Annotated in this window: 14 protein-coding genes; 6 read left to right on the top strand and 8 right to left on the bottom strand. The window is 41.5% G+C overall.

The window, feature by feature from the left end; genetic code table 11:
- Positions 1-74: 74 nt before the first annotated feature.
- From JR005_RS03355 to JR005_RS03335, 5 genes are all read right to left on the bottom strand, one after another.
- Positions 75-404, bottom strand: coding sequence for a chaperone modulator CbpM (locus tag JR005_RS03355; RefSeq protein WP_004991571.1), 330 nt, complete (start codon positions 402-404; stop codon positions 75-77).
- Between the two features lie 11 nt (positions 405-415).
- Complete coding sequence (locus tag JR005_RS03350; protein ID WP_151724101.1) at positions 416-1,360, bottom strand: DnaJ C-terminal domain-containing protein; 945 nt, start codon at positions 1,358-1,360, stop codon at positions 416-418.
- A 170-nt stretch (positions 1,361-1,530) separates the two neighbouring features.
- Positions 1,531-2,406: an Hsp33 family molecular chaperone HslO gene (locus JR005_RS03345; protein ID WP_004991565.1), complete on the bottom strand. Its 876-nt coding sequence runs from the start codon at positions 2,404-2,406 to the stop codon at positions 1,531-1,533.
- A gap of 50 nt (positions 2,407-2,456) precedes the next feature.
- The gene (locus JR005_RS03340; protein ID WP_004991563.1) at positions 2,457-4,310 is read right to left on the bottom strand and encodes a monovalent cation:proton antiporter-2 (CPA2) family protein; all 1,854 of its coding nucleotides are present in this window, start codon (positions 4,308-4,310) and stop codon (positions 2,457-2,459) included.
- Positions 4,311-4,398: 88 nt separating this feature from the next.
- Complete coding sequence (locus JR005_RS03335; RefSeq protein ID WP_218665557.1) at positions 4,399-6,627, bottom strand: primosomal protein N'; 2,229 nt, start codon at positions 6,625-6,627, stop codon at positions 4,399-4,401.
- Between the two features lie 156 nt (positions 6,628-6,783).
- Here JR005_RS03335 and gspF point away from each other — a divergent pair, with 156 nt between their 5' ends.
- The 4 genes from gspF to JR005_RS03315 all read left to right on the top strand — a co-directional run bounded on the left by gspF (position 6,784) and on the right by JR005_RS03315 (position 9,606).
- On the top strand, positions 6,784-7,989 hold the full coding sequence (gene gspF / locus JR005_RS03330) for a type II secretion system inner membrane protein GspF (protein WP_218665556.1): 1,206 nt from the start codon (positions 6,784-6,786) through the stop codon (positions 7,987-7,989).
- Positions 7,990-8,012: 23 nt separating this feature from the next.
- The gene (gene gspG, locus JR005_RS03325; protein ID WP_005001245.1) at positions 8,013-8,465 is read left to right on the top strand and encodes a type II secretion system major pseudopilin GspG; all 453 of its coding nucleotides are present in this window, start codon (positions 8,013-8,015) and stop codon (positions 8,463-8,465) included.
- A gap of 330 nt (positions 8,466-8,795) precedes the next feature.
- Positions 8,796-9,134, top strand: a complete 339-nt coding sequence (locus tag JR005_RS03320; protein ID WP_004994178.1) for a hypothetical protein — start codon at positions 8,796-8,798, stop codon at positions 9,132-9,134.
- Positions 9,135-9,267: 133 nt separating this feature from the next.
- Positions 9,268-9,606: a tRNA-binding protein gene (locus JR005_RS03315; protein ID WP_004991549.1), complete on the top strand. Its 339-nt coding sequence runs from the start codon at positions 9,268-9,270 to the stop codon at positions 9,604-9,606.
- Positions 9,607-9,671: 65 nt separating this feature from the next.
- Here JR005_RS03315 and lnt read toward each other — a convergent pair whose 3' ends face one another.
- Positions 9,672-11,231 carry an apolipoprotein N-acyltransferase gene (gene lnt, locus JR005_RS03310; RefSeq protein WP_218665555.1) on the bottom strand — a complete coding sequence of 520 codons (1,560 nt, stop codon included), beginning with the start codon at positions 11,229-11,231 and terminating at the stop codon, positions 9,672-9,674.
- Entirely contained in the window at positions 11,228-12,067 is an 840-nt protein-coding gene (locus tag JR005_RS03305; RefSeq protein ID WP_004991545.1) for an HlyC/CorC family transporter, read from the bottom strand. Before JR005_RS03305 ends, lnt begins: the two co-directional genes overlap by 4 nt.
- A 190-nt stretch (positions 12,068-12,257) precedes the next feature.
- On the opposite strand from JR005_RS03305, the gene tusA reads away from it, so the two are divergent.
- Positions 12,258-12,515, top strand: a complete 258-nt coding sequence (tusA, locus tag JR005_RS03300; RefSeq protein ID WP_204470539.1) for a sulfurtransferase TusA — start codon at positions 12,258-12,260, stop codon at positions 12,513-12,515.
- A gap of 2 nt (positions 12,516-12,517) precedes the next feature.
- A complete protein-coding gene (locus JR005_RS03295) occupies positions 12,518-13,114 on the top strand; it encodes a LysE/ArgO family amino acid transporter (protein ID WP_218665787.1) in 597 nt (198 codons plus the stop codon).
- A gap of 57 nt (positions 13,115-13,171) precedes the next feature.
- On the opposite strand, the gene JR005_RS03290 is transcribed toward JR005_RS03295, so the two are convergent.
- Positions 13,172-14,299, bottom strand: a complete 1,128-nt coding sequence (locus JR005_RS03290; RefSeq protein WP_218665554.1) for a hypothetical protein — start codon at positions 14,297-14,299, stop codon at positions 13,172-13,174.
- Positions 14,300-14,318: the final 19 nt, after the last annotated feature.

Here is a 14,318-nt window from a genome sequence, read left to right as displayed (position 1 = left end):
GTTTCATACAGTTCTGAACCATTTTATGTCCAGAAAAGTTCGCGATAAGTGGCATTATCGCGAATATAAAATGATCATGCCTGATTTGAACGAATTTGTCGACGTAACTGATGAACTTCATCAATTAAATCCAGCATAACCGACACCGCAGAAAGACTGGCGTCAAAATCACGTTGTAAACGATAGGCTCGTCGTGCGCGAATCACATCTGTACCAGAGAAACGGTACTGTTGCGGTTGACCTGAAGTCGATAAAATATCGTACTCGATTAATTGCAAAATCCATTCAGGACTTTGACCACTGACTTGTGCAAAGTGAGTCAAATCAAAAGTACACTGTTCATCAATGACTTCTGCTTCATTCAATCCGCTATATGTGATTTCACGATAATGAATAGTAGGCATCATTCAGCTCCTTATGAACGCGGTGTAAAGGATGAAAAGGCTTGAGCAAAGCTCTCATAAGCTTGCTGTTGCTCTGCGGTTGTGGCGCTAGGTAGCACGATATTTAAGACCAAATAGAGATGACCTGCGGTTTTATTTGGAATCCCTTTATCTTTCAGGCGAAGTTGTTGGCCTGTTTTGGCATTTTTCGGCAAATTAACTCCTAGCTTACCCGCAGGAGTATTCACTTCAATTTTTTGCCCCAATGCCGCTTCCCATGGAGCAACATCGATTGTTGCATAGACATCTGCGCCTTCTACCCGTAAGCGATCGGTGTCTTTATACTGGATTTCGATATAAAGATCGCCATTTTCACCGCCATTGATGCCACTTTGACCTTGTCCACTTAAGCGAATTTGCTGACCTTCTTTCATGCCTTTTGGAATTTTGACCTGTAAGGTTTTACGTTGAACTTCTGGTTCACCGTAGGCATTGACGGTTGGAATTTGCAGCGTGATATTCTGAGTGGTTCCATGGTAGGCAATTTCGACATCTACTTCGATACTGGCATGTTGGTCTTCACCACGATAACTGCGCTTTTGGCGTTGATATTGGTAATCACCTCCGCCAAAACCTGAGCCAAAGCGACCAAATAGATCTTCAAAGCCCTGAAAGTCAGAGGCATTGCCTTGACGGTAGAATTGTGCGCCATCAAAACCACTAGATGCACCCTGAGTTCCTTGTCCAAATCCTGCAAAGCCTTGAGGATGATCCAGCATTTGATCATATTCAGCCTTTTTAGTGGCATCGCCCAACGTATCGTAGGCGACATTAATCGCCTGCATTTTGGTTTCAGCATCTGATTCTTTACTAATATCAGGATGATATTTCTTTGCTAATTTACGATAGGCTTTCTTGATTTCGTCTGCTGAGGCGCTTCGTGTAACCCCGAGTTCTTCATAGTAGTTTTTTGCCATAAAAGCTCTTTTAAAATTGGGTTTTATTTCTTTTAATTATGGTGATGAACTGAGCAATTACAAGACTATAAGCATAGTAAAATGTTGAGATTTGGAAAATGAAACACAGCAAAAAGCCTTCAGAATCTCAGAATTCTAAAGGCTTTTATTAGCTTTGTATCCGATGTCTTTTAGCTTAAATGCTCGCCAAACAGACCCAATGCTTCTTCTGCAGTAAAGCTATATTGAGTATTACAGAATTGGCAGTCCATACGAATCGGGTTTTGCTCGGTCAATGTTTCACGTACCGACTCCACACCAATCTGAATCAGAGCTTCGGCGCAGCGTTCTTTGGAGCAGGTACAGCCAAATTTGAGATGCTCAATTTCAGGCAAACGAACTTGCTCTTCATTATACAAACGATACAAAATTTCATTGGCTGAAAGTTCGGTCAGCTCTTCTGGCTTGAGGGTTTCAGTTAACATGGTCAAACGTGGCCAAATGTCTTCATCGATCAACTGTTGTTCTTCTTCATTGTTACGTGGAAGCAGTTGAATCAATAACCCCCCAGAGCGTTTCGGCGTGGTAGCCAATACAATATGGGTCGGAATCTGGGCAGATAAATCATAATATTGCATTAAACAACCTGCCAGCGTTGGTTGATCCAACGGTACAATACCCTGATAACGATCACCAAATTCGGGTTCAATATTAATAAACAATACTGGATTTTGCAGGCTGCCTAACACTACGCTGCTGTCTGTGCCTTCCTGAAAGTGTGGGTCTTGTTCATAATCTGCCAAAGCACGGATTTCACCCAAATGGTTACATTCCGCCATTGCCCATTTAAATGTCCCCGAAGCCTGAATTTGTAGGCTAATACGACCTTTAATTTTTAAGGTGCTGGCCAGTAATGCTGTTGCACTTAGCATTTCACCCAATAGGGCTTTGACCGCAGGCATATAATCACGTTGCGCTAAAATGGTTTGCAAGGATTCTTCAAGATGAACCACTTCTCCACGAACAGGGCAGTCCTCAATGTAAAAACGTTGGCGTAGATCAGACATATTTTTCTCCATAACCCTGTCTTAATGGTGTCTTTATTGTAAAACACAAGTCAATCGTGATCATCTCGTGTCACATTAATACGGTGCTTTTGTGTATCGTTTTCTAAACCACGTTGTAAATTCACACCTGAACTGACAGGCTGATTTCTTTCATCACTTTCAAACAAATGTTCAAGTTCCGCTAACATATTACGATGCGTTTCAACGATTTTTTGTTCGTCCGTATAAATACTTTGCTGTCTCGCCAACAATTTTTCATCATAATCACGGAAGGTTTCGATATTTTCATAGGCCTGTTCGGCAGAGACGCCCAGATCACAAAGTACCCGATAAGCCATACCCAGTGAGGATAAATAGGTTTCACGCCAGATATGCTCGATTCCGAGATCACGCAGCAAATGCACATGATGTCGATCACGAGCGCGGACAAACAGTTTAATTTCAGGATAATTCAGGCGAATATGTCGCGCGACGTTCATGTTGTCTTCTACATCATCCACCGCCAGAACAAAAATTCGAGCCTTTTCAATACCTGCTGCACGTAAGATCTCAGGCTGTGTGACATCTCCATAATACAGCGTTCCACCGTAACGTCTGACGAAATCAATACGCTGCATGTTATTGTCAATTGCGGTAAAACAAAAATGATGCAGCCGTGCGATGCGCGCAATGATTTGTCCAAAACGACCAAAACCTGCAATGATAATCGGGTGATCATTGGCGGGTATTTCATCATATTCGGGTGCTTTGTCCTTAAATAAAACAGGCACAATTTTCGAGGTCATGAGCCAGTATAAAACGGGAGTCAACATCATCGATAAAGTCACTATTAAGGTCAGCGGCTCTACTAATGCCTGAGTGAGGACTTTCTCGCTTTTTGCTGCACTGAGTACCACAAACGCAAACTCGCCCCCTTGTGCCAGACAGGTGCCCATCAACAGGCTATTTTTCCAACTGTACTGATTAAATCGGGCAATCCCCGTTAAAATGATCAGTTTGATCAGCATTAAACTGATTGCACCCCCAATAATCAGCCACGGCATATCGACAAATAGCGAGATCTGAGCAGTCATGCCCACAGTCATAAAGAACAGACCCAAAAGTAATCCTTTAAACGGGGCAATGCTGGCTTCAAGCTCATGACGAAATTCGGAATCAGCTAGTAATACTCCAGTTAAAAATGCACCCAGTGTCGTACTGATACCTAATAAATCCATCAGCAAAACCACGGCCAATACAATAAATAAACCAACCGCAGTAATCAGTTCACTTGCACCACTATCCACGACAAAGCGAAAGAAATAACGCAGAATATATCGACTAAATAAAAACAAACCAGTAAAGGTCGCTACAATGGCAGCAAAGTAAGCAATTCCATGATGTGTGGTCTGTGTGCCAGCCAAAAGCGGAATCACGGCTAATAACGGAATTGCGGCAATATCTTGAAAAAGTAAAATGGAAAAGGATGATTGTCCATAAGTTGTATTGAGTTGTTGTTTTTCACTTAATAATTGTAAGACAAAGGCCGTTGAAGACAGTGCCAATGCAAATCCGATCACAAAACTACTGGCTAGATTTTGCTTGAATAAAAGTAGTGTGATCAGCATTAAAATCACACCCGTGATCACCACTTGCATACTTCCCATGACAAAAATGGAATGTCGCATTTCCCATAAACGCTGTGGACGAAGTTCCAAGCCAATAATGAACATCAATAAAATCACGCCAAATTCTGCTAGATGCATAATGGCATTGGCATCACTGGCGATATTTAAAACACTGGGACCGAGTAAAATACCCGTAAATAGATAACCAAGTACCGTGGCAATGCCAAAGCGTTTACCCAGTGGCACGATCAGTAAGGCTGCGCCTAAAAATATAGTGATTTGTAATAATAATGACATGGATTACCTTGATCGTTTTGAGCTCAGTTCCTTATCTCACCAGTATAAACATCATTTAAAACAAGATAGATGTCAGATCATGAACATTTTAGTTAAATTCCTGTGGATCAACATCAATCGATAAACGTAATTGATGCTGTTTAGGTAAATGTACCACTTGCGCCCACCATTGCCGTAAAAAGAAGTGCATACGTGCGCGATCTTGCGACAAGATCACCATATGCGCCCGATAGCGTCCAGCTTTGCGTTCCATCGGCGCGGGAATAGGCCCCCAAATCTCAATACTATCCTGCGCCATTAACTGTAATTGGGCTGCGATGTCGGCTAAGAATTGCTGACTATAGTCACGGTTTTTAGAATCTGAACGAATCAATACTGCATAACGATAAGGAGGCAACAATGCAGCTTTACGCTCTTGCAGCATATGTTTGGCGACAGCACGATAATCTTTTTCGATCAGCGTGGTGAGCATGGGATGATCAGGTCTCAATGTCTGTAAATAAACGTCACCTTTATGTTCCCCCCGCCCAGCGCGACCAGACACTTGTACAATCAATTGTGCAGTACGTTCAGGTGCACGAACATCGACAGACAGTAAACCTGCATCAATATCTAAAATCGCAACCAAGGTGACAAAAGGAAAATGATGACCTTTGGCGAGCATTTGTGTACCCAGCAAGATCATGGGTTGATTTTGCTGAATCCGATCATAAATTTTCTGCCAGCTTCCGACCCGACTGGTGCTGTCGCGGTCGACCCGAATCACATCATGATCTGGAAAAAGTTCATTCAAATGTTCTTCAACTTTACCTGTTCCCATTCCGAGAGTCTTTAGGCTCTGATGCTGACACTCTGGACATTGATCGGGTAAGCGCTGAATCGTACCGCAATGGTGACAATGCAGATAAGTGTAAGGTTGAGTATGCAGCGTAAAATGCGCATCACAATGTGGACAATTGGCTTGCCAGCCACAGCTTTCGCAAACCAAAACAGGTGCATAACCCCGACGATTCAGAAAAATGAGCACTTGTTCTTTTTTATCCAGTTTTTTTTTGATTTGCTCAATCAGTTGTTGACTCAACCCTTGCTTTTTCTTGGCAACCTTTAAATCAATCACATGCATTTTGGGCATAAGTGCCACACCCGCACGTTGATTGAGTTGTAGCAGTTTTAATTTTTCCTGTTCGACCAGATGGTAACTATCAATACTTGGTGTGGCTGAGCCTAAAATAACAGGGCAGTTTTCTAAATGCCCTCGATACAGCGCCACATCCCGTGCATGATAACGAAAGCCTTCCTGTTGTTTATAGGAAATATCGTGTTCTTCATCCAAAATGATTAAACCAAGATTATGCAAAGGCGTATAAATAGCAGAGCGTGTGCCTAAAATGATTGAAGCTTTACCCATTTTGGCTTGTTGCCATGCTTGCAGACGTTTGGAGTCGTTTAAGCCCGAATGCATCAACGCAACATCACAATGAAAACGCGATTTAAATCGGGAAATGGTTTGCGGAGTTAGTCCGATTTCAGGCACTAAAACCAGCACTTGCTTACCTTGTTTCAACACCTCATGCATGATGTGTAGATAGACTTCGGTTTTGCCACTGCCTGTTAAGCCGTCCAGTAAAAAAGCTTGATAATGATGGAGTGACTGAACCACGTGTTGAATAGCTTTTTTCTGATCGTCGTTGGGCGTGAGGGGCATTTGTGCCAGTTGAACGGGTGTCGGTCGAAAATCTTGTGTTTCTAAATGACATTCGACCAGATCTTTTTTTGCCAAAGCGCGTAAAGTCGCAGTTTCTACCCCACTTAAATTTAAAATGTTTTCGGTCGTTCCAGTCGGGTGTAGTTTTAAAATTTGATAGGCTTCAAATTGCTTTTGCGAGCGTTTAAGTTTGGATTCTGCATCTTCACAAGGTTTGATTTTCCAGATATGCGCCAAAATATCCAATGGTTTGCCTTGTCGTAACAGTGCAGGCAAAGCCGCTTGCATCACCTCCCCAATCGGGAACTGATAATACTGCGCTGACCATGTCAACAAAGTTAAAACTTTGTCATCTAAAATGGCATCATCATCAAGCAGCTCAAAAATAGCTTTGAGCTGAAACCGTGAATCCAGTGGAACATCTGGCGCGATTTTCTCGGTAATGATGCCAACCAGTTTTTGCCGACCGAAAGGAATTGCCACGCGCGCGCCAACCTGAGCCTGTTGATATTGAGCCTGAGTTAAGCTGTAATCAAAGGTCTCATACAGATAGACAGGTACAGCGACCCGAATACGGTAAATCTCTGTTTGAGGTGGCGGCGTGTTTGGCATAAATCTGTATCGTCACTATTTTTTAAGATGATTCGTTTTCGGATGATAGGCGCTGTGCTAAAGTGTGCAAAGCTGTAATGCTCCGAAATATGAGGGATTCTGTAGGAAAGATGCAACAGCTAACCGATTATTTTTTGGAAAAAATTAGAAAAGATCATGCCTGCCTATCAATTTACTGCCATTGACGCTTCGGGAAAACAGCAAAAAGGGGTGCTGGAAGGGGACTCTGCACGACAAATTCGCCAGCAATTGCGAGATAAAACTTGGACCCCGATCGCCGTTGAACCTGTTGAGCAAAAAGATAAACATCAGCAACGTTCATGGTTTCAAAAAAAGTTTAGTGCTTATGATCTAGCGCTCATGACGAGGCAGCTTTCTGTATTGGTGGCAGCGGCGATTCCACTTGAAGAAGCATTACGTGCCGTGGCTAAACAAAATGAAAAAGCCCATGTGCAGAATTTACTCCTTTCGGTACGTTCCAAAGTACTAGAAGGACATTCGCTGGCACAGGGCATGCAGCAATCAGGACGTTTTCCTGACTTATATATTGCCACTATTGCCGCAGGTGAACGCTCTGGACATTTGGATCTAATACTCGATCAGCTTTCAGACTACACCGAAAACCGTTTTGCCATGCAAAAGAAAATTCAGGGTGCGATGATCTATCCAATCATTTTATTGCTGATGTCTTTTGCAATTGTGATGGGGCTCATGACTTATGTTGTCCCAGATATTGTTAAAACGTTTGACCAGAGTAAACAGGCTTTACCGTGGATTACCGTGGCTTTGATGAAAGCCAGCGATCTGATTCGTCACACATGGCCGTTCCTATTGCTGATCAGTATCATTGGCATCATTGCTTTTGTCCGCTTTTTAAAAACCACCGCAGGCTATTATGCATTTGATCGTTTAACGCTCAGATTGCCATTATTTGGTAAATTATCACGTGGTATAAATTCGGCACGTTTCGCCAGTACCTTATCGATTTTGACTCAATCGGGTGTTCCTTTAGTCGATGCGCTTAAAATTGGGGCTGCGGTGAGTAGTAATTGGGTGATTCGTGATGCGATTAATATTGCGGCGGAAAAAGTCACGGAAGGGGGAAACTTGGCAACCCAGCTTGAACGCTGTGGTTATTTTCCACCAATGATGGTACAAATGATACGCAGTGGTGAAGCATCAGGCGAACTCGACCGAATGTTGCAGCGAGCATCCGATATGCAGGATCGTGAAGTCACAACATTCATCTCAACCTTATTGGCGCTGCTTGAACCGTTGATGCTGGTGTTTATGGCGGCTATTGTACTGGTGATCGTGATTGCGGTCATGCTGCCAATTGTAAATATGAATAATATGATTTAATGAGTTGTATGTTAGAGATGAAAATGAATAAGCAGAAAATGCAGGGTAATAAAATTATGAACAAACAGTCTGGATTCACACTTATTGAAGTGATGGTCGTGATCGTAATTTTAGGTGTTTTAGCTGCATTGATTGTTCCAAATGTGATGGGGCGTGGTGAAAAAGCCAAAGTCGATACCACACAAATCACCTTAAAAGGTGTGGCAGGAGCATTAGATCAATACAAGCTAGACAATGGTCATTATCCATCTATGCAAGAAGGTGGTCTGGATGCGCTTGTGACTCAGCCTGCCACTGCGAAAAACTGGTTGCCAGGCGGTTATGTCAAAGGGGGCTATCCGAAAGATAGCTGGGAAAATGATATTCAGTATGTGATTCCTGGTACCGAGGGCCATGCCTACGACTTATATTCTTTTGGGGCAGATGGAAAATCTGGCGGTGAAGGAAACGATGCGGATATTTACTACAAACCTTAAAATTTAGTTTTAAGATCATAGGTAGCATTTTTAAATGAAGTGCTATCTATTTAAAATAATGTACTTGGCTTGATGGGAATTATGGATGGGTTGAATCGAATTAAAAAATAAAACACTGGAATGATAATACATCTCAATTTATAAATTTAATTTATTGCATTGATTTTTATATAATTTAATAAAATATCAAGATATGAGATTTATAATAAGAACTATTCCCATATTTACTGATTACAAGATAAATGAATTATGAATAAAAATAGACTTTTTATTTAATTAAAACCTTGCATAATAGTTTTTAAGTCAGCCATTTTACTGTCGGAGGATAGCATGAAAGCATTATTTTTTTCGGATGAAATTCATCAGTTTCATTGGTCAATGCTCAAATCTGTTCTCCTGATTTTGAGTTTACTTCCACTGAGTCAAGGCATTTTAACCCTTTGGCAAATGTCAGACGCAACTAGCCAAATTATGGTAGGTTTCATTGCGCTGAGTATATTTAGTGCGATTCTAATTTTAAGTTTTTATTCAGCGTTAAAAGCAACGGTATTAAAAATTGTGCTTGAACAACAAATTTCAAATGTTGAGCAAGTTATCGTTTCTATTTATCGTTATGTTCCGATGTTGAGTCTAGCTGCTATGTTATCTTATCTGACTGCGACACTATAACGATGATATATGATCGAACGAGGCTGATGCCTCGTTTTTTTATGGCGTGATTATTTTTTTAATTTTTATTCTTTTCAATCAGTTTAAGCAGTATGCATAATCCTCATTGAAATAAATAACAGGAATAAGTGCGATGGATTTAATCGAATGGCAGGATTTTTTAAAAGTAGAACTGCGTGTCGGTAAAATTATACAGGCTGAGGTTTTTGAAAAAGCACGTAAGCCTGCATATATCTTGCATGTGGATTTTGGTGAGGAATTGGGCATTAAAAAATCCAGTGCGCAAATTACCAAGCTGTACCAACCAGAAGATTTAATCAATAAACTGGTGGTTGCAGTGGTGAATTTTCCTAAAAAACAGATCGGCCCGATTCAGTCCGAATGTCTGGTTACTGGTTTTCATAATGCAGAGGGAGATGTGGCGCTTTGTGTGCCTGATTTTGACGTGCCAGTGGGAACAAAATTATTATAGTTTGAATGCATTAAAAAACCGAGATTCAGCAGAAATCTCGGTTTTTTGAAGCGGTCAATCGGACGTTAACGTCGTGATTTAAAGCTGACATCGACTTGTTTGGGGCGATAGAACCAACCCATGATTAAGAGTAACAATGAAAAGCCTAAAATTGGCCAGTCACTTAAACGGGTATATAGCGTTTCACCCTGCATCGCAGGCAATTCACCACGGAGCACGGCTTCTTTATCAATTGGTGCTTGTTTAACAATATGACCATTCTGATCGATAAACGCAGTTACACCTGTATTGGTGGCACGAATAAACCAGCGTCCATTTTCTTTAGCGCGCATCTGCACCATTTGTAAATGCTGCATGGGGCCTGCGGTTCCAGTAAACCATGCATCATTGGAAACCGTCACCAGAAAGTCACTATTTTCCGCATTACGTCGGGTTAAATTTGGATAAGCAATTTCATAACAAATGGCTGCTGCAAGTGGATGGCCTTTAATCATCAAGGGTTTTTGATCACTCGCCCCCTGACTAAAACCACTCATCGAAGGATCATTTTGCAAGGCTGGTAACACCCAACTCAGTAGTCCAGAAAGCGGAATATATTCACCAAAAGGGACTAAACGTTGTTTTTTATACAGCCCTGATGAATCACTGCCCGAGGCCATAATACTGTTGTAGTACTGTGGCGTTCCAACCTGCTGAGAAGCGTCCATATCCCAATATGGAATACCTGTCACCCATGCTGAACCTGTTTTCTTAGCTTGCTGCTGCATGGCATCCAGAAAAGGTTCAATGTCGGTTTGAAACATCGGAATGGACGATTCAGGCCAAACGATTAAATCACGGCCCCATTCTGTGCGGGTCAAATTGGCATAGATCATCAAGGTTTTAACTTGATATTCAGTCAGCCATTTTAAATCTTGCGGAATATTACCTTGAATCAGAGATACAGATAAGGGTTTGCTGTTTTTGGGCTGAACAAATTCAATTTTCGATGCTCCCCATGCACCCAATAATAATAGGGCTGATGGAATCACCCAGAAAATGCGACGTTGTAAAATTTCAACTAATGCGCAGGCCAGTATGATGACCGCAAAGGAAACCCCAAAAATTCCGAACAACGGCGCATAACCATCCAGAAAACGTTCGGTGAAAGCATAACCTGCAAAAAGCCATGGGAAACCTGTAAACACCCAAGTTTTTGCCCATTCAAAGAAGATCCAGAGTGGTGCAAACGTCAGCGGTGTTTCGGGGAAAAACCGACGATATAGCCAAGTTTGAACTGCGGTAAACAGTCCCATGACTAAGGCCATAAAGCCAATCATAAGGACACTTAAAACAGCGTTGGTATCGCCGTAGACATGGATCGAAGTATAGAGCCAAAATGCTCCGACAAACCATAAGCCAAAACCATAGGCCCAGCCAATCCCAAACGCTTGTTTGGCTGTACGGTTTTTGAGAGAAGCATATAATAATGCTGGCGATAAAATCGCCAGCCACCAGTAATAGTAAGGCGCAAGTGCCAGACTAAAAATAGCACCAGCACAGAGTGAAATCAGCAGGGGAATAATAAAGGGGAGTTGTTTTTGTTGCTGGGAAGATCCTAACAATGTATTAAAATATGTTCTCATTTACGAACAGCTCGAATCAGATGAATGGTACGTGCATCTGCTTCAACGATGGTAAATTCCCAATTTTCAAGTTCAACGGTCTGACCCTGCAAATCACTGACTAAACCAATTTCCTGAAGCAATAAACCGCCCATAGTTTCTACTTCATCGTCAGAAAAGTCTGCATCTAAAACTGTATTAAAGTGTTCAATCGGTGTAAGTGCCTGTACCAACCAAGTGTTTGCTGTTTGCTGTGTCGGATCTGGCACAATGTACTGCGCCTCTTCATCGGCATTGTCATGTTCATCTTCAATTTCACCGACAATTTCTTCTAAAATATCTTCAAGCGTGACCAGACCAGATGTCGTCCCGTACTCATCAATCACAATCGCGATATGCGTTTGCGTGTGTTTAAGCATACGTAAAACCTGATCCGAACGAGCACTTTCTGGAACAAACAGCGGTTGTCGCATTAAGGCGCGTACATCAACTTTCGCACCTTGTTCGGTCAGAAAAGGCAGTAAGTCTTTAGCAAGGAGAATTCCCACTACATTATCAGGTTGATCGGATGAGAAGACAGGAAAACGAGAATGTGCTGATTCAACCAGAACGTGCAAAATATCCAGTAATTCATCGTCTTCTTGCAAGCTGATCATGGCAGTGCGTGGAGTCATGACTTCACGAATTTTGGTGGCAGGAAGGTCTAGAACGCCTTCTAGCATTGCCACAGTATCGGGTTCTAAAAAACGCTGTGAATCCTGAACGAGTTTTAACAGTTCGTCACGGGTTTCTGGTGCAGTGCCTAACCATTTTCTTAAGCCACGCATACCCCACGATGGGCCTGATTCCTCTTGCATGATCTTTCCTAAAGACTCTTAATGTGTCAATCAATGATTTTTAATCATACCGAAGAAAAATGGCTTATGCATTACTAAAACGATTGGAAAACGTAAATGATTCAAATTGATGAGTCAGCTTTTTTTGCTTTTTCTAGGAGACTTAACTTTATGGTAAACTATGCCCCTGTTTTTGAACTCAAGTATAGGCATGTCTTCACCAGATTTAACTCCGACCATTCAATTGAATACACGCGGTTTGCGTTGTCCTGAACCTGTGATGATGCTGCATCAAGCCATTCGGAAGTCAAAGTCAGGGGATGTGGTGGAGGTGTTGGCGACTGACCCATCCACTTCATGGGATATTCCCAAGTTTTGTCTGCATCTGGGGCATGAATTGTTGGCTCAGGAAGAATTACTGGATGCAGCAGGTTTAAAAGAATATCGTTATCTGGTGCAAAAAGGATAATGATGTCGACCTATTTTTCAGGTTTATTACTGGGATTTTCCTTAATCTTAGCGATTGGCGCACAAAATGCTTTTGTTTTAAAACAGGGTTTGCTCAGACAACATGTCTTTTGGGTGTGTTTAATCTGTGCGGTTTCAGATGCATTGCTGATTTCATTGGGTGTTTTTGGTTTCGCAAGTTTACTCAGCCAACAAGTATGGTTGATTCAAGCAATGAAATGGTTTGGTGCCATTTTTTTATTCGCTTATGGTTTACGCAGCTTTTATAGCGCTTATACCACCAAAGACGGGTTACATGCGGCAGGGCAGAAAGTCAATTCTTTAGCACAGACTTTAATTTTATGTTTAAGTTTTTCGTGGCTGAATCCGCATGTTTATCTGGATACCGTTGTGCTATTGGGTTCTATTTCTTCTCAATATGCCAATAAAGCTGCTTTTGCTGCTGGAGCGGTGACAGCATCGTTTGTTTTCTTTTTTAGTTTGGGTTTTGGTGCAAGATTGTTTGAACCCGTATTCGAAAATCCAAAAGCTTGGAAGGTTTTGGATATCATTATTGGTGTAGTGATGTGGTTGATTGCATGGTCTTTGCTTGATTCATAAGCTTGCAATGCGTCAGTAAAATAATCAAGCCTTATGCAAAGGCTTGATTTTATAAATTTAAATTGCATATCGACTAAGTAAAGTCACTGGGGTTTTACCACTTAAATACGCTTCGGGTAAAAATACAATATGACCGCCATGCGTCTGAGCCGCATCGATGATATGGTGAATAACATCGGTAGGCGTAGAATCATCTTCTGGTGCGGCGCTAAATTCTATACGCTGCTCGTTTTCATCAATAAAACCATTTACCGAATAACCTTGTTGTACATAGAGCGTGTCGATATTGCCCTGTAAAGCAGCCTGATAAATGTGTTGTAAATCAGTCACAACCCGCTCACTTCCATAAACTTGATCCAGTTGATTGGCATGATTTTGATGAATTTTATTCTGATAATCTTTTAATGCATTTTGAACACTGTCTACGATATGGCGTGGTTCGCTATTCTCCAATTGAGTGACATTGTCGACCTTGATAATAATTTGGTTAGGATGATCGCAGATGGTTTCGTAGAAACTGATATTGCGACGATCAGCAACAAGCACAATTGGCAAAGGTTTTTGTGCATGAATCACCTGTACATTTTTATCCACTCGATTTAAAAACTCTTTAAGATAACGATCTTCCTGTGCAGCAGCAGATCGCTCTGCGGCAGTCAGGCTATATAATGTTTCATTTTTGACTGGAAAAGCCCCATGTGGCAAAAGCGGAGTGAGTTCAAGATCCAGTTCTGAAAACTCATGAATAACGCGATTATTGGATGCTTGTATTAAGCGACCCATTTCGCGGGTCACGACCACAATATAATAATCCAGTGCATAAGACAGTTCTCGAATAAAGTCGCGCAATACAAATTGCGTATCAATCATAATTCTGGCTCGAGTTTTAAACGGTAAACAAATCACCTCGACCTGATCAGCGGTCGCAAAAATGGCCAAAGTATCTAGATAATAATTGGGATTTAATTCATCCGTTTTTTCATGGATACGCTTTAAAAATTGGGCAACAAAAACTTTGTCATAAGTTTTCAGTAATTGTTCTTCGAGTTGTTTGAGTTGATTTTTTAGTGCGATATGGTCTTGTTGATTATCTGGAAAAGTACGATGGGTAGGAACAAAAATCGAAACTGCTGGGTTAGCACGTATATTTTGAAGTGATTGCAGTGTGTGTTTTAAATCAAGCATGACTCTCATCCTTTTTTCA

Source organism: Acinetobacter sp. Colony158 (genome assembly GCF_019264745.1).
Taxonomy (GTDB): Bacteria; Pseudomonadota; Gammaproteobacteria; order Pseudomonadales; family Moraxellaceae; genus Acinetobacter; species Acinetobacter ursingii.
The sequence above is the reverse complement of the archived record's forward strand: the minus strand, read 5'-3'. Positions and strand labels throughout refer to the sequence as shown.